Raw genomic sequence first — 17,126 nt, forward strand, 5'->3', positions numbered from 1 at the left:
GACGGTGGCGCACCTCGCTGTGCTCGCAATCAGGTTACCGAAGGTCACTCCTTATGAGACTGTCCGTCAGTAAGCCCGTCAATCCCCTGTGCGCGACTTGTTGACCCCGTGTCTACCGAGGTGTGAGCTGGAGAGCGGCCCGCTCAACGGTGCGAGTGACGAGTGAAGGAGGCGTCGGTGTCGACGTACGACCTCTACGCGAAGGCCCCCGGAGACCCGATCTGGCCGGTACCGGCGGCGGGTTCGGCCCGCTTCACCTGGGAGTACGAGGACGGCCGCGACCGCCTCCTCGCCCTCTACCAGAAGGGCAAGGACAAGCAGTGGGACGGCGCCAAGCGCATCGACTGGGAGCTGGAGGTCGACCCGTACGACCCCCTCGGCACCCCGGACGAGGTGATGACGCTCTACGGCAGCCGGTACTGGGACCGGATGACCGACCAGGACAAGGGGGAGATGCGCAGGCACTACGCCTCCTGGCAGTTCAGCCAGTTCCTCCACGGCGAGCAGGGCGCGATGATCTGCGCCGCGCGGATCGTCGAGTCCGTCCCCGACCTGGACGCGAAGTTCTACTCGGCCACCCAGACCATGGACGAGGCGCGGCACGCGGAGATCTACGCCCGCTTCCTGCACGAGAAGATCGGGATGCTCTACCCGATCAACGACAACCTCCAGAGCCTGCTCGGCGACACCCTGCGCGACTCCCGCTGGGACATGCCGTACCTCGGCATGCAGGTCCTGATCGAGGGCCTCGCACTGGCCGCCTTCGGCATGATCCGCGACACGACGGACAAGCCGCTGCCGAAACAGATCCTGGCGTACGTGATGCAGGACGAGGCCCGCCACGTGGCGTTCGGCCGGATGGCGCTGCGCGACTACTACCGCCAGCTGTCGGACGCGGAGCTCCGCGAACGCGAGGAGTTCGTGATCGAGGGCTGCTATCTGATGCGGGACCGGCTGCGCGGGGTCGAGGTCCTGGAGAACTTCGGCATCCCGAGGAAGGAGGCGGCGGAACTCTCCGAACGGAGCGAGTCCCTGCGCCTCTTCCGCAAGCTGCTGTTCAGCCGGATCGTGCCATGCGTCAAGGACATCGGCCTGTGGGGCGAACGCCTCCAGAAGGCCTACCTGGACATGGGCGTCTTCGACCTCGGCGACTCCAGCCTGGACCTGCTGATGGCCCAGGACGAGGAGATCGCCGAACAGCTCGACCGGGAGCGGTTCGCGACGGAGGAGCGGGAGCGGGTGGCGGAGGTACGTGAGGCGATCGAGGAAGGGGCGACCGGGGCGTGACGTGCGTGGCGTAGCGTGCCCGGCATGAGCATGCCCCCGCCCTCGCAGAGTCCGCAGCCCCCCGACCCGTACGTCGGGCAGGTGCCGCCCCCGCAGCAGCCGGGGGTGTACGGCGTGCCGCAGGGCCACCCCCCGCAGGGCCGCGCCCCGCAGGGAGTACCCCCGCAGTACCCGGGGCCGGGCGGGCCGGGCGTCTGGGGGCAGCCGCCCATCGGGCAGTGGCCGCCGCCGCCGAAGAAGAAGCGGACCGGGCTCGTCGTCGGCATCGCCCTGGGCGCCCTGGTCGTGGTCGGCGGTCTCGGCTACGCGGCCCTGACCCTCCTCGACGGCATCGGCGTCACCGGCTCCTTCCCCGAGGCGACGCACCGGCTCGTCGTCCCGAAGACCCTGCTGGACGGCGAGTACAAGCTGGTCACCGACGCCTCCGCGACCGAGGGCAAGGAGGTCGAGGACACCTACGACCCCAGTGTCAAGGACGCCAGGGCCGCCATCGCCGAGTACTCCGGCAAGGAGAACGCCGTCCTCGTCGTCTCCGGGTTCCACGGCCGCCTCAAGGACCCCGAGGGCACCCGCGACGCCATCCTCAAGGGCGCCGTCGACAAGCAGTCCACGCTGGTCGTCCCGCCGAAGGACTTCACACCGGCCGGACACGACGGCCTGGTCGTCACCTGCCAGGTCACGACCTCGAAGGACGCCACCGGGACCGCGACCCTCCCCATGTGCGCCTGGGGCGACGACAACACCGCCTCCTTCGTCGCCGTCGTCACCACGGAGTCGGCGGTCGCCGACCCGAAGACCGTCGATCTGGCCGGGATCGCCCGGACCACGGCCGAGGTCCGCGCCGAGATGCGCAAGCCGGTCGGCGGCTGACACCCGCTCGTCACACGCGTGAGCCCCCCGGCGCGAGGCGCCGGGGGGCTCACATGTGGAGCAGGAGGTGATCAGCTCAGCGACTTGACGCTGCGCCAGTCGACCGTAAGGACGTTCTTGGCCGGTGCGTTGGTGTTGGTGGTGGAGGGGTAGTAGACGCGCATCTGGCCGTCGACGCCCGAGCGGGCCCAGATGTCGGGGATCTTGTCGCCGTTGACGTCGGGGATGCCGATCGCCGTCGAGACGTTGGCCTCGGTCCAGCTCGTGCCGTACTCGACGTCTCCGTTGAGGGAGTTCGCCGCCAGCTTGAGGGAGTCGAGGTTGACGCTGCCGGTTCCGGTGCCGGGCTTGCCGTGCCGGACGTACATGGTGCCGTTGTCCAGGTTGCGCCAGAGCAGGTCGGGGGTGCCGTCGAGGTTGATGTCGGCGATGTTGACGATGTCGCGGCGCTCCCAGGCGTCGACGTTCATCAGCGTGGCCGTCTGGAAGCTGGCGCCGGTGTAACCGGACAGGATCCAGAACGCGGGGCCGGCCTTCAGGGCCAGGTCGGGCAGCTTGTCGCCGGTGATGTCGCCGACGGCCTTGAGCTGCGTCCACGTCGAGGGCGCGGGCGCGTTCGACGGGAGGCGGACCTTCAGCCGGTCGTCGACCTTGAAGCTGCCGTAACCGTCACCCGGGTAGAGCCAGAACTGGCCGTCCGGGGTCCGGGCGAACAGGTCGGTCGAGCCGTCACCGGGGTAGGCGTCCTGGTAGTGGGCGATCAGCGCCGCCTTGCCGGTGGCCGGGTCGTACCAGTGGCCCTGCGGGTGCAGGACGGCCTTGCCGTCGGCGCCGACGGTGTAGGAGCCGGCGAGGCTGCCGTACAGGTCGCCGCCGACACCGCCCGAGTAGCTGAACAGGTTGCCGCTGGAGTTGATGAGGAGGATGTCCGGAAGGTTGTCGCCACCCACGTCATGCGGGCCGTCGGCGGTGTCCCTGGGCTGGACGTACGTCAGGTAGTCCGTGCGCGCGCTCTTGTTGCCGAGCGAGTCGAACGCGTAGAGCTGCAGCCAGTTCGGCCCGGCGTGCGGCGGCTTCAGGTCGGGCACGGTGGCGACGCCGTCGACCGCGTTCACGTACTTGAGGTCGGTCCCGTCGAAGGCGTAGCTGAACTTGGCCGCACCGGGGGAGCTGAAGGTCATCGGTCCGGTGTTGCCGAACTTCACCGTCGCCCAGGTGGAGCCGTCGGAGGTGGCCCGCTTGAAGGGGGTGGTGTCCTCGTCGACGACGGGCTGCGGGGGTGCGGAGCCGTCGATCGTGATGCGGCAGGGCTCGGTGCCCGGCGGGTAGAAGGTGGAGACGGCACCGACCGCGTCGAGGGCCTGGACGTCCCACGAGTACGTCGCCTTGTCATCCAGGGGGAACGTGGCCGGAATGATCCGGGTGGCGGTTCCGCTGGTGTTCGGGGTGACGTCGACGGGGGCCGGGACCGTGCCGCCGGTCTTCCAGAAGCGGAAGCGCAGCTTGGACAGGTTGCCGTCGGCGTCCTTGGCGTTGGCCGACAGGGTGATGTTGGTCTTGCCGACCGTCACACCGACGCCGGGGCCGGGGGTGCAGGCGCCACCGGGGGTGGAGGTGCCGGCCGTCGGCTCGTTGGGCTTGGTGTTGTAGTCGACCTCCAGGGTGGCGGAGGTGGCACGGAACTTGCGCCAGGTCTGGGTGTCGCTCTCGCTGGTGGCGCGCATACCGAAGGTGATGTTCGACCAGCCGCCGGTGGCGGCCTTCTGGGCCGCGTCCTTGACGGCGGTGTTGCTGAACGCCTCGTACTCGTCCGGGCAGGAGGTCGACCAGCCGTGCGCGAAGGACTTCGACTGCAGGTGCGTCGACCAGGACGGCTGCGCGTTCCACGTCGTACCGGTGGAGATCGAGCCGGTCAGGTAGAACTTGAACTCACGGCTGGTGCAGGACCAGGAGTGGTTGTTCAGCACCTTGTACGACGCCCGGGTGACGGTCGCGTACTTGATGTTCGGCGAGAACTTCATACGCCAGAACGAACGGGCCAGGCCACCGGTGTCGCTCTCGTAGCCCACGCGGGCGTCGGAGGTGCCGGAGGAGAAGTTCGTACCGTTGTAGAAGCTGGAGTTCGGGTACGGACGGTAGGCGGTCGTCCAGGATTCCCAGGGGGTGTTCAGCGTCGGGTCGACGAAGACGGGGAACTTCACGCCCTGGCGGGTGAACAGGCCGGTCTCGGCCACGTTCAGGAACAGGCGTGCGGTGCCGGTCTTGTCACCGTCCAGCTCGACGGGGAGCTGGGCGGACTTCGCGCCGGGCTCGATACCGGTCAGACCGGAGAGCTTGAGCACCTCGGCCGGCGTAGCCGTGGCGGTGCGCGGCGTGGCGTCCTTCAGCTCGGGGTCGCGTCCGTTGGAGTCCCACGCGAACGGCGTGGGGATCGAACCGACCTCCGTGCCCTTCTTGTCGAGGACGAGCACGCGGCCCTTGGAGGCGTCGAGCTGGAAGACGGCCGTGTTCGAACGCAGCCCGTACGCGACGGACTTCAGCGCTTCCTGCTCGGCCGCCTCCGGCGTCTTCACGATGAGGAGCTGGGCGAAGCCGCCCTCCTCACGCGCGACCAGGAGCAGGTCGACGCCGGGCAGGACCTCGGAGTAGAGGGCGCGCGGTCCGTCGAGGACCGGCTCGGGCAGAGCGCCCGGCCAGGTGTAGGCGATGGTGTGACCGGCGACGTCCATCTCCGCGAGCACGGACTCACCGGGCTGCGGAGCACGGGCGTACGAACGGTCCGCACGCGAGGCGTCCTTGCTGCCGCTGGCGAACCGCACCGCGACGGGCGCGTTGACCGGCACGACACCCAGCCCACGCGGAGCCTTCGCCGACCGGACCAGCTTGTTGTCGATCGGCGCCCAATGGCCGTCGGCGTTCTTCGCACGCTGCGGCAGAGCGTGCATCCGGGTGCGCATCTGCCCGTTGGGCAGCGCCCAGGTCTGCTCGGTCGCGGTGGTCGCCGTGTCGACGAGCACCTGCTTGCGGGTCCGCTTGGCCTCGGCGACAGCCGCGGCCTGGTCACGCGGACCGGTCGACGCCGGCTTGGCGTCGACGGGCTTGCCCGCCCGGGCCTCTGGCGGTGCGTCGGGTTGCCACCAGGGCAGCAACGTGGCGGTCAGGGCGGCCAGAACGAGGCCGATGGTGAGGGACAGCCGGGTGCGCGTGCGCACGAAGGGGCTGAGATAACGAGGCGGCGCGGGCACGGCGTCAACTCCCGTGAAAACCAAATGGACGAGGACAGCACAGACAGCCCCGACGGCGAACCGCGGGGCATAGGGCGCGCACACGATCACACGTGTGTCACAGGAAGTCCACAGACGTAGGAGTTGTGAAACCGTTACGCATGGCCAGGAACTTCCGGGGTAAGCGGCCGGTTTGGCCCGATTCCTTTGTTTAATGGGGCTTTTTGCGCCGAGATGTGGCGGTTTATCTGGTTCCTGCGCAAGATCGCTTACGGAACGCTCTGGATAGAACTGCACCGTGAGGCATGTCACTTCTGACAGATTTGGTTCGAATCGTCGATCTTGAATCCGTGGCGGACATGTCAGAGAGTTCGCACGCACGTACCTGACACAGGTGCGTGCTCTTTGGTGTTTCCGCACCTGAAAACGTTGCTGATCTGTCAGGGTGGGAGTCGACGCATATGCGTGCTTCAGGTCCACCGTCATGGCTCGGGCGGGGACGCCTAGCCGTGACGGAGTCACAACGACAGCGCCGGCGGCTAAGCCGCACGGCGACTGTCCTATTGCTGTCCTCGATGTTGACCGTGACCAGCTTGAGCTCGCAGGCGTTGGCGATCCCGGGCGACGGGATGAGCCGCGAGCAGGGGACCTCGCAGGTCGATCTGCCGGATCTGCCGAAGTCCACGACGCTCGACGGTGACGCGACGGCGCAGAAGGCGCTGACGACGGCGCCGGAGGTGCCGGTCACGCCGTACGTGCCGACCGCGATCACTCCGTGGGTCGCCGACCTCGGTAAGGCGACGCTGACGGCGACGAGCGAGCCGGGTACGACGGTTCCGGTGTCGCAGAACCTTCCGGTCGCCATCGGTGTGCCGGAGGGCGGCGACCCGGCGGCGCTTGCCGGTGAGTGGAGTGTCGACCTCAAGCCGGTCGAGGCGTCCCAGGACGCCGGTGTGTCCGGCATGATCATGAAGGTGACGCCGCCGGCGACGGTCGACCCGGCCGCGCAGGTGGCGCTGAGCGTCGACACGACCGGGTTCGAGGACCTCTACGGTGCGCAGGCGGCCGAGCGTTTCGGTCTGATGCTGCTGCCGGAGTGTGTGTACTCGGATCCGACCGCGGGTGAGTGTGCCGACGACGGCACGACCACGATGGCGGGCGGCAAGGACGAGCCCGGCTTCGAGCGGTTGAAGAGCTCGGTGTCGGAGGTGCCCGCCAAGGACGCCCCGACGAAGTCCACGGCGGCGAAGAACGCCAAGACCCGCAAGGTGCTGACCGGTACGATCCCGGTCGCCCAGCTCCTGGACGAGGGGACGGCCGGCGCTTCGAAGGCGTCGGTCCGCAAGGCGTCCCTGTCGTCGGCCGAGACGACGACCGGCGGTAACGCGGTCGGCATGCTCGACACCGGCTCGTCGGTGTCGGGTGACTTCACCGCCACGCCGCTGCTGTCGTCGGGCTCCTGGTCGGCGGGTTCGTCGTCGGGTGCGTTCACCTACGGCTACCAGGTGCAGGTCCCGGAGACCGCCGGCGGCCTGGCGCCGAAGATCAACCTGGGCTACTCGTCCCAGTCGGTCGACGGCCGAACGTCGGCGTCGAACAACCAGGCCTCCTGGATCGGCGACGGCTGGGACTACAACGCGGGTTCCATCACCCGTACGTACGCCAACTGCCGTCAGGACTCCAAGAAGGCCGGCTCCAACAACGCCACCCACAAGACGGCGGATCAGTGCTACGGCTCGGAGAACGCCACCCTGTCGCTGGGTGGAATGACCACCGAGCTGGTGTGGGACGCGGCCAAGGGCACGTGGTTCACGGCCAACGGTGACGGCTCGAAGATCGAGCGGATCAAGGACACCAGCCGCGACCCGCGTACCGGTGCGGGCATGATCAAGGACGCCGACGGCGAGTACTGGGTCGTCACGACCAAGGACGGCACCCGCTACCACTTCGGCATGAACAAGCTGCCGGGCTGGTCGGACAACGGCACCGCCGCCGACGACCCGTACACCGACTCGGTTCTGGCCGTCCCGGTGTACGGCAACCACGCCGGTGAGCCGTGCTACAAGGCCGGTGACTGGAAGAACTCCGCCTGCGACCAGGCCTGGCGCTGGAACCTCGACTACGTCGAGGACATCCACGGCAACGCCATGTCGCTGTGGTGGAAGCGCGATGTCAACTACTACGCGAAGAACTTCAACTTCAAGGCCCCGGTCGAGTACCACCGCGACGGCTACCTGTCGCGGATCGACTACGGCCAGCGCAAGGACAGCATCTTCTCCGCGCCGGCTCCGGCCCGTGTGAACTTCTCCGTCGAGGAGCGCTGCTTCACCGAGGGAACGCTGACCTGCACGGACGCGAACTTCGCGGACAAGGACCCGGGCAAGTACCGCATCTGGTACGACACCCCCGCGGACCTTCGCTGCCAGGCGGTCACGACCACCTACAAGCAGAAGTGCTGGAACGCCGGCCCCACCTTCTGGTCCCGTAAGCGCCTGGACAAGATCACCACCTCCGCCCAGCGCCGCACGGACACCACCGCCCGCCAGGTGGTGGACGAGTACCAGCTCAAGCAGAGCTTCGCCGAGCTGAAGACCGGCGTGAACACCGCCCTGTGGCTGGAGTCCATCCAGCGCACCGGCTACGCCCGCAACGGCTCCACCGACGCGAGCGTCACCCTGAACTCGGTCCGCTTCGAGTCCAACGCCGAAGACATGCCCAACCGCGTCAAGGCGTTCAACCCGCACCGGCCCGGCTTCTCCCGCCTGCGCATCGCACGCGTGATCAACGAGTACGGCGGCGAGACCGTCGTCACCTACAAGCCCATCCAGGGCGGCTGCGCCACCGGCACCGGCCTGCCGACCAAGACGGACACGGCCGGCCTGAAGGCCAACAACCGCCTGTGCTACCCGTCGTACTGGAACCCGGACCCGGAGAAGGAGGACATCGACTGGTTCCACAAGTACGTCGTGGACTCCATCGAAGAGCTCCCGAACGTTTCCGGTTCGTACGGTACGAAGACGTTCTACGAGTACAAGAACGCCGGCTGGAAGCTCGCCGAGGCCGAGTTCACCAAGAAGTCCACGCGGACCTATTCGCAGTTCGCCGGCTTCGAGCAGACCACGGTCCTCACCGGCCCGAAGCCGTCCGACGCGGACAGCGGCGAAGGCTCCACCGGCGAGAACACCCCCGGTCTGGAGAGCCCGCGGACCAAGGCGGTCACCCGCTACTTCCGCGGCATGGGCGACACCGTCCCCGTCAAGGACATCACCGGCGTCGAGATCGCCAAGGACCACGAGGCGTTCGCCGGCCGAATAGCCGAGGAACTGACCTACTCCAACGCGACCGACGCGGACACCAGCTGGCTGACGCGCAGCGTCACCAAGCCGGCGGTGACCGAGCTCGCCAGCCGCAACCGTGACGACGGCCTGGACCCGCTGAAGGCCTGGCGCGTCACCGAGCCCGAGGAAATCGCCTACACGAAGTCGTCAGGCACCGGTGACGACACCCGCACACTGCGCGAGGTCCGCACCAAGACGACCTACGAGTCGACCTACGGCCTGCCGACCCTGGTCGAGTCCCTGGGTGACACCGGCAAGACCGGTGACGAGTCCTGCACCAAGTCCGAGTACCTGCATCAGACCGACAAGAACATCATCGGCCTGACCAAGCAGGTCCTGGTCTCCCCCACCACCTGCGCCAACGCCAACTGGGCCGACCTGTCGACACTGGTCGGTGCAACCCGCGCCGCCTACGACAGCACCGCCTACGGTACGGCGCTGTCCGGCACCACGCGGGGTCTGGCGACCGAGTCGTGGTCGCTGAACGGTGAAGGCACCGGCTTCCAGACCAACGGAAGCAGGGGCTTCGACGCCATCGGCCGCGTGATCCGCGTGGTGGACGTGGACGGCAAGTCGTCCACGTTGACCTTCGACCCGCCCACCGGTCAGGTCTTCAAGGTCACCCAGACCAATTCGCTGGGCCACAGCCAGGTCCAGGAGCTGGAGCCCGGCCGGGCGACCACGCTCAAGACCACGGATGCCAACGGTCATGTGAGTGAGGCGAAGTACGACCCGCTGGGCCGTCTCGCCGAGGCATGGGCCCCGGGCCGCGCTACCACGGCAGTGCCGGACTTCCGGGCTGTCTACACGATCCCGAAGCCGGAGGCGGACCCGGAAGACCCGACGCTCGAGATCCGCAAGCCTCCGTACGTCGCGACCTACACCCGCGGCTACGAGGACCGGATCGAGACCTCCGTCACGATGTACGACGGCCTCGGCCGTGAGCGTCAGTCGCTGGAGGAGCCGGAGAGCGGTAACGGTTACCTCGTCACCGACACGCTGTACAACAGCGCCGGTGAGGTCTTCCAGACCAACAACGCCTACCTCACCCAGGAGGCGAAGCCGGGCGAGCTGTTCACTCCGCTCGCCGACACCGCGATCCCGAACATCACCCGTTACGAATACGACGGCCTCGGCCGCGTGGTCACCGAGACCCCGTACATGAAGTACGTGGACCCGGTCACCAAGGAGGCCTCCTCCAAGGCGTATCCGGAGCGGGCGACCAAGTACGAGTACGGCACCGACTGGTCGAAGGTCGTCCATCCTCAGGGTGCCTCGTCCTACCGGGTCTACACCGATGCCCTCGGTCGCACCGTCCGCACCGACACGATGAACCCAGCGGCGCCCGGCGGCTTCACGTCGACGCGCTACGAGTACAACGCTCGTGGCCAGATGATGAAGGCGACCAGCTCCGCCGACACGGCACACCCGTGGACGTGGACCTACGACCCTCGTGGGCGGCTGAAGTCGGCAACTGACCCGGACACGGGAACCACCAGCCTCACGTACGACCACCATGACCGTCCGCTGACGAGTACCAATGCCCGTGGCGTCAAGGTCTGGAACGCCTACGACGAGCTGTCGCGGCCGATCCAGCAGCGCCTGGACAGTTCTACCGGAACGCTGCTGGCGGAGTTCACGTACGACACCGCCCCCGGCGGCAAGGGTCAGCCCGCCACAGCCACCCGCTACACCGACGGCCTGGCGTACACGCAGAAGGTCAACGGCTTCACCAAGGACTACGAACCGACCTCGACCACCTTGTCGCTGCCGCAGTCGATCGCGGATACGTGGGGTCTGGCCAAGGACTACACCTACAGCTACACCTATTCCGACAACGGAATGGTGGACGAGGCGACTCTTCCTGCCGTCGGCAAGTTCGCGGCCGAGAAGCTGGCCATCCGCTACAACAAGGACGGCAACCCGCTCTCCATATCCGGCAAGGACTGGTACGGCTCCGAGACGGTCTACTCGCCGTACGGTCAGGTCCTGCGCTCCACCCTGGGCTCCCAGCCCTACCGAGTGTGGACGCAGAACTCGTACGACGAGTCCACCGGTGAGCTCAAGGACCAGTCCGTCTACCGGGAGCAGAACACCGCCAGTCTGGTGGGTGGCAACCTCGTCTCGAACCGGGCGTACACCTACGATCCGGCCGGCAATGTCACCTCGATCCAGGAGAAGTCCGTCGGGATCGATGAGCGCCAGTGCTTCACCTACGACCCGCTGGGTCAGCTGAAAAAGGCGTGGACCGACAAGAACCAGACCGCGTGCTCTACGGACCCGAAGAACGCCGACGGCACGGTCAACGTGAAGTCAGGCACGGACGGCTCCGGCTATTGGCAGGAGTACGAGTACGACCTGCTGGGCAACCGCACCAAGCTGGTCGAGAGGGACCTGACCGGCGACGCGGCGAAGGACGCCACGAGCGCATACGCCTATGGGAAGGCGGACGGTTCCCAGCCGCACACCCTCACCAAGGTGTCGAAGACTTACACCACCCCCGCGGGTGTGCAGGTCAAGGCGGAGGCGGAGCGTCTCTACGAGCTCACTGGTGAGACCAAGTCCGTCACCTCGCTCCAGAACGGCGACAAGCAGGAGCTGACCTGGACCCACGACGGTAAGGTCGACCGGATCAGCGGCCAGGGCACTGGCGGCAAGACCCCCTATGTGGGCCTCGCCGACAAGTGTCTCGACCTCAAGTCCGGCCTCGCCGCGGCGAGCCAGCCGATCCAGCTTTACCAGTGCAACGGCACGGTGGCGCAGGCCTGGCGCTTTACCCCGACCCCCGGTCAGGCAGACGCCAATCTGGGCACCCTTTCGGTCTACGACAACTGGTGCCTCAAGCCGGCGGCCAACACCTCGGGTTCGGCCGTCCAACTGCAGAAGTGCGACGGCACCACCGCGCAGCAGGTCAAGCGGAACGCGGCCGGTCAGCTGACCCACGTCGCCTCCGGCCTATGCGTGGCAGTGCAGGGCGCATCGAGCGCGAACGCGACGTCGATCGTGCTCGCCACCTGCGACGCCGCTTCCGCGGCGCAGCAGTGGCTGCCGCAGAAGGACACCCGTCACATCTATGGCCCCGACGGCGAGCGGCTGCTGACCATCCAGGGCAAGCAGGCCACGCTGAACCTCGGCGAGGCCCAGGTCACCGTCCAGCAGGGCGGCGTCCTGGTCCGCAGCGAGCGCACCTACGAGGCGCCCGGTGGCGCAGTGCTGCGCTATGCCAACGGCACCGGCGGTGACGCGCTGGTCGCCCTCGCGATAGATCACCAGGGCAGCGTCTACGCGGAGGTTGGCCTCTACAGCGGCCAGCCGGTCCGGATCAGGAAGCAGGACCCGTTCGGCAACCAGCGTGCCGCAGGCACCGCGGGTCAGAACCTGCAGACCCAGAGGGGCTTCCTGGGCAAGACCAGGGACGACGCCTCCGGCTACCAGCCGCTGGGCGCCCGTCTGTACGACCCGGTCGTCGGACGCTTCCTGTCCGCAGACCCGCTGATGGACCTGAACGATCCGCTGCAGGCCAACGGGTACGTCTACGCCCACAACAACCCGGTTACGCACGCCGACCCCACCGGTCTGGCCATCAGCCTGACCGCCTCGGAGAAGGCGGCGGCCCTCTCGGGCGCTGGTCTGTCGGCGGCAGAGGTGGCGCAGGCTCAGGCCACCATGGGCAAGTCGCTCACCTCGGTGATCCTCTCCGCGGCCTGGGGTGCCCTGAAGGACTTCATCGGCATCAACGACGCCATGGCCTGCTTCGGCGGTGACATGTGGTCGTGCGGCAGCTTGATCGTCGGGGCCATCCCGTGGACCAAGCTCGGCAAGATCCCGTCGGTCCTGAAGGCCGTCAGCCGCACCATCGACGCCATCCAGGCGTTCAAGAAGGCGAAGGCGGCCGCCGAGAAGGTCCTCAAGGCCGCCAAGGCCGCCGAGGCAGCAGCTTTGAAGGCCAAGAAGGCTGCCATCGAGAAGGCCAAGAAGGAGGCCGCGCAGAGAGCCAAGAAGAAGGCGGCCGAGGCAGCCAAGAGAAAGGCCGACGCAGCGGCTGCCGCCAAGAAGAAGACGGGTAACCCCGTCCAGAAGAAGGCCCAGGCCAAGGCGGCCCCCAAGGCCTCTTCCCAGCCGAAGAAGTCCGGAGGGGGTGGCAAGACCAGCCTCTCCAAGTCCAAGCCTGGCGGCTCCTCCGGCGGATCCACCCGAAGCAAGGGCGGATCCAGCGGCAGTGGGGGTTCCGGCAAGGCCGACGGCGGCTCCTGTTCGATCAACAACAGCTTCGTGCCCGGCACGAAGGTACTGATGGCCGACGGCTCCACCAAGCCGATCGAGAAGGTCAAGGCCGGGGACAAGGTCGTCGCGACCGACCCGAAGACCGGCGCGAGCCGTATCGAGGCTGTCACCGCCGAGATCAAGGGCCGGGGCGTGAAGCACCTGGTCGAGGTCACCATCGACGTGGACGGCAAGGCCGGGACGAAGGCGGCCCAGGTCACCGCGACCGACGGGCACCCATTCTGGGTCGCCGAGCTCGGTAAGTGGATCGATGCCACCGACCTGAAGTCGGGCCAGTGGCTGCAGACCAGCGCCGGCACGTACGTCCAGGTCGCGTCGGTCCAGCGCTCGACGGTGACGGACGCGGTCGTCCACAACCTCACGGTCAGCAACGTCCACACGTACTACGTGGTCGCGGGGTCGACGCCTGTCCTCGTCCACAACTGCGGCGAGGGTGGCGGTAACGGCGACTACGCCCAGTTCTGGGAGGGCGGTGGTGGCATCATGGCGGAGCTGAATGACGGTGCTCTCACCATGGTGATCGAGGCGGGACCCGGTTCCCCGAAGGGGGGCCCCATGTTCGCCGCGGTCATGGAGCACTTCGGACCTGAGAACGTGATGTCCTTCCAGGCCAAGTGGGTTCCGGCCATGCCCACAAACCTCAACCAGTTCAACGAGAATCTGCGGAACGGAATGACCTTCGAGAACGCGGCAGCCAAGACCTTCACAGGGCATATGCTCTCGAAGTACGGACTGACCGAAGTGTCCGTCGACCAAAGCTTGCTGGTCGGCGAGTTCGGGCACTATACGAACGCCGAACCCGTGTTCTCGCGACCGAGGCGTTGAAGCATGACATCTGGGGAATCGATGGGATTGAAGGAATTCGTGGAAGGGGGTGCTTCGTTCTCAGAGGTTGTGGTCTATCTCTCGAGTCACTCCACGTCTGGAACGATGACGCCATTGATCTTCCTGAGGACGCTGCAGGAGGAACTCGGTATCCCATTCGTCGAAGCGCGTTCTCTCCTGGAGTACTTCGACCCTCAGATGCGCCCAATCGCAGATATCAGTGTGATCGACGAGCGCGGCCGCGAGCTGCTTCAACGCCGTCGTCGTTGAGGGACGTCTGATACGTCACGCAAGGCACCACACCTGATGCCGCAGTCACTACAGTGACTGCGGCATCAGGTGTCTATGCCCGGGCGGCGTCCCCGGCCGCGCCGCCTCGGGGCCCGGCTACCCCCGCCGCGCCTTCTCCAGCCTCAGCCCCTCCTCCATCACCGCCCTCGCGATCGGCGCCGCGCTCCCGCCCCCGCTGATCTCCGTCCGGCGCGCCTCCGCGTCCTCCACCACCACCGCCACCGCGACCGCCGGCTGGGCCGAGTCCGGGGCCTGGGCCCAGGCGATGAACCAGGCGTAGGGGGTGCCGGTGTTGCCGAGGCCGTGTTGGGCCGTGCCCGTTTTGCCGCCGACCGTCGCGCCCGGGATCGCCGCGTTCGTGCCCGTGCCCTCCTCCACGGCCTTGACCATCAGGCGCTGGAGCTGGGTCGCGGTCGAGGGGCGCATCGCCTGGCGGTAGCTGCGGCGGCCCGTCGTGTGGACCGCGCGGCCGCCCGAGGTCGTCGTGCGCTCGACCAGGTGGGGGTGGGCGATCTCGCCGTTGTTCGCGACCGCCGCCGCCACCATCGCCATCTGGAGCGGCGTCGCCGTCGTGTTGAACTGGCCGATGGAGGACAGCGCCAGTTGGTCCTCGCTCATGTCGGTGTCGAAGTTCGACCTCGCGACCCAGGAGGGGATCCTCAGGCCCGTGTCGCCGAAGCCGAACCGACGCGACGCGTCCACCATCTCCTCCAGGCCCACCTTCACCCCCAGCCCCGCCATCACCGTGTTGCACGACCACTGGATCGCGTACGCCAGCGACTCGTCGGCGCACCCCTTCGCCTCGTTCGGCAGCACCCGCCGCGTGCCCGGCAGCACGAACGGGTCCGGGGTCCGCGTCGGCGCGTTCACGTCCGTCACCGCGCCCGCGTCCAGGGCCGCCGCCGCCGTCACGATCTTGAAGGTCGAGCCGGGCGGATAGGTCTGCCGGATCGCCCGGTTCAGCATCGGCTGGTTCGGCGAGGTGGTGAGCCGCGCCCACGCGTCCTTCACCTTCGGCCCGGTGCCCGACAGCACCCCCGGGTCGTACGACGGGCTGCTCACCAGCGCCAGGATCCGCCCGCTCGACGGCTCGATCGCCGCGACCGCGCCCCGCTTCCCGTCCAGGCCCCGGTACGCCGCCTCCTGCATCGACGCCCTGATCGTCGTCACCGCGTCCCCGCCCGGCTGACGCCCCCGGCTGATGTCGTTCCAGAACGGCAACGGAGCCAGCATCGGGTCCGTACCGGAGAGGACCGCGTCCTCGGCGTGTTCCAGGAAGGTGGTGCCGTACGTCTGCGAGGCGTACCCGGTCACCGGCGCGTACAACGGGCCCTTCTTGTAGGTGCGTTCGTACCGCAGCTGCTCGCCGCTGTCGCGCGCCCCCGTCACTGGCTTCCCGTCGACCACGATCTCGCCACGCGGCTGGCCCCAGCGGGTGATCGCCACCCGCCGGTCGGCCGGGTTGTCGTCCAGCGGCTCGGCGCCGAAGACCATCACCCGGGCCGCGTTGGCGAGCAGTGCCACGAGAAGGACGAAGCAGAGCGCCGCGGCGCGCCGGATGTACGGGATCACCGGGCGTCCTCCACGACCGGTACGAAGATCTCCGGCTCGGCCGCCGGTGCGGGGAGCGGCGCCCGTGCCGAGGCGCTGACGCGGATCAGCAGCGCCACGATGACCCAGTTGGTGACCACGGACGAGCCCCCCTGCGCCAGGAACGGCATCGCCATGCCGGTCAGCGGGATCAGGCCCATCACCCCGCCGGCGATCACGAAGACCTGGAGCGCCAGGATCGAGGCGAGTCCGATCGCGAGCAGCCGTCCGAACGGGTCGCGCAGCGCGAGGCCGGCGCGGTAGCCGCGGGCGACCAGCAGCGCGTACAGCAGGAACAGGGCGGTCAGGCCGACGAGGCCGAGCTCCTCGCCCGCCGTCGCCAGGATGAAGTCGGACTTGGCGGCGAAGCCGATCAGGATCGAGTGCCCCGAGCCCAGCCCGGAGCCGAGCATCCCGCCGGCGGCGAAGGAGAAGAGCGACTGCGCGAGCTGGCCCGGCCCGTCGCCCGCCTCGATGGAGGCGAAGGGGTTCAGCCAGTCCTGGACCCGGCTGTGCACGTGCGGTTCCAGGGAGCCGACGGCGAAGGCTCCCACCGCCGCCAGGAGCAGTCCGACCGCGATCCAGCCGGTCCGGCCCGTCGCCACGTACAGCATGATCACGAAGATGCCGAAGAAGAGCAGAGAGGTGCCCAGATCGCGCTCCAGGATCAGCACGCCCACGCTCAGCACCCAGATCGCCACGATCGGGCCGAGCACACGGCCGGCGGGGAACTGTTGCTTCCACACCCTCCGGCCGGTGTACGCCAGCGCGTTGCGGTTGGCCGCGAGGTACGCGGCGAAGAAGACGGCCAGCAGGATCTTGGCGAACTCGCCCGGCTGGAAGGACAGATCCCCGATCCGGATCCAGATCTTGGCGCCGTTCACCGCCGGGAAGAAGATCGGCAGGGTCATCAGGGCGAGCGCGGTGGCCATGGACAGGTACGCGTACCGCTGGAGGACGCGGTGGTCGCGCACCAGCACGACGACGGCGATGAACAGCGCCACCCCGAGCGTCGACCAGACCAGCTGGGTCGGTGCGGCGCGGTCCTGCGGGGTCTCCAGGTCCAGCCGGTAGATCAGTACCAGGCCCAGGCCGTTGAGGAGGACCGCGATGGGCAGCAGCAGCGGGTCGGCGTAGGGCGCGCGGAAGCGGACCGAGAGATGGGCGAGGAGCGCGAGCAGTCCGAGCCCGGCGCCGTAGCGGGCGGCGTCCGGCGGCACGGCGCCGTTTCTGGCGAGGCCGACCTCGGCGTAGCCGTAGACGGAGATGAGGACGGCGCAGACGAGGAGGCAGAGTTCCACGCCACGGCCCTTCGGCGTGGGCAGCCCGGGCGGGGGAGCGTCCGCCGTCGTTGCGGTCATGGTCCGCAACGTAGCAAGCGGTAAGCGTTATATCCCTTATGTGTGACGGTGTGCCG

At 68.1% G+C, this 17,126-nt stretch carries 7 protein-coding genes; 4 read left to right on the forward strand and 3 right to left on the reverse strand.

The window, feature by feature from the left end; translation table 11 throughout:
- Nucleotides 1–177: 177 nt before the first annotated feature.
- Both ACIRB4_RS04980 and ACIRB4_RS04985 read left to right on the forward strand, forming a co-directional pair.
- Nucleotides 178–1,287, forward strand: a complete 1,110-nt coding sequence (locus ACIRB4_RS04980; RefSeq protein ID WP_403288462.1) for a ferritin-like domain-containing protein — start codon at nucleotides 178–180, stop codon at nucleotides 1,285–1,287.
- Between the two features lie 24 nt (nucleotides 1,288–1,311).
- A complete protein-coding gene (locus ACIRB4_RS04985) occupies nucleotides 1,312–2,157 on the forward strand; it encodes a hypothetical protein (protein ID WP_403288463.1) in 846 nt (281 codons plus the stop codon).
- Between the two features lie 71 nt (nucleotides 2,158–2,228).
- Here ACIRB4_RS04985 and ACIRB4_RS04990 read toward each other — a convergent pair whose 3' ends face one another.
- Complete coding sequence (locus tag ACIRB4_RS04990) at nucleotides 2,229–5,402, reverse strand: hypothetical protein (protein WP_403288465.1); 3,174 nt, start codon at nucleotides 5,400–5,402, stop codon at nucleotides 2,229–2,231.
- Nucleotides 5,403–5,956: 554 nt separating this feature from the next.
- Between ACIRB4_RS04990 and ACIRB4_RS04995 the strand changes: the two genes are divergently transcribed.
- Entirely contained in the window at nucleotides 5,957–13,828 is a 7,872-nt protein-coding gene (locus tag ACIRB4_RS04995) for a ricin-type beta-trefoil lectin domain protein (RefSeq protein ID WP_403288466.1), read from the forward strand.
- A 3-nt stretch (nucleotides 13,829–13,831) separates the two neighbouring features.
- Complete coding sequence (locus ACIRB4_RS05000) at nucleotides 13,832–14,098, forward strand: hypothetical protein (protein WP_403288467.1); 267 nt, start codon at nucleotides 13,832–13,834, stop codon at nucleotides 14,096–14,098.
- A 117-nt stretch (nucleotides 14,099–14,215) separates the two neighbouring features.
- On the opposite strand, the gene ACIRB4_RS05005 is transcribed toward ACIRB4_RS05000, so the two are convergent.
- On the reverse strand, nucleotides 14,216–15,691 hold the full coding sequence (locus ACIRB4_RS05005) for a penicillin-binding transpeptidase domain-containing protein (protein ID WP_403288468.1): 1,476 nt from the start codon (nucleotides 15,689–15,691) through the stop codon (nucleotides 14,216–14,218).
- The gene (locus tag ACIRB4_RS05010; RefSeq protein ID WP_403288469.1) at nucleotides 15,688–17,070 is read right to left on the reverse strand and encodes an FtsW/RodA/SpoVE family cell cycle protein; all 1,383 of its coding nucleotides are present in this window, start codon (nucleotides 17,068–17,070) and stop codon (nucleotides 15,688–15,690) included. Before ACIRB4_RS05010 ends, ACIRB4_RS05005 begins: the two co-directional genes overlap by 4 nt.
- Nucleotides 17,071–17,126: the final 56 nt, after the last annotated feature.

The sequence above is a fragment of the Streptomyces sp. NPDC093600 genome (assembly GCF_044764755.1).
GTDB lineage: Bacteria > Actinomycetota > Actinomycetes > Streptomycetales > Streptomycetaceae > Streptomyces.

What these genes read in the sequence shown, in the direction of transcription:
- ACIRB4_RS04995 (WP_403288466.1), top strand. Translation starts at nt 5,957, where the DNA reads ATGTTGACCGTGACCAGCTTGAGCTCGCAGGCGTTGGCGATCCCGGGC.
- ACIRB4_RS04985 (WP_403288463.1), top strand. Translation starts at nt 1,312, where the DNA reads ATGAGCATGCCCCCGCCCTCGCAGAGTCCGCAGCCCCCCGACCCGTAC.
- ACIRB4_RS05010 (WP_403288469.1), bottom strand. Translation starts at nt 17,070, where the DNA reads ATGACCGCAACGACGGCGGACGCTCCCCCGCCCGGGCTGCCCACGCCG.
- ACIRB4_RS05000 (WP_403288467.1), top strand. Translation starts at nt 13,832, where the DNA reads ATGACATCTGGGGAATCGATGGGATTGAAGGAATTCGTGGAAGGGGGT.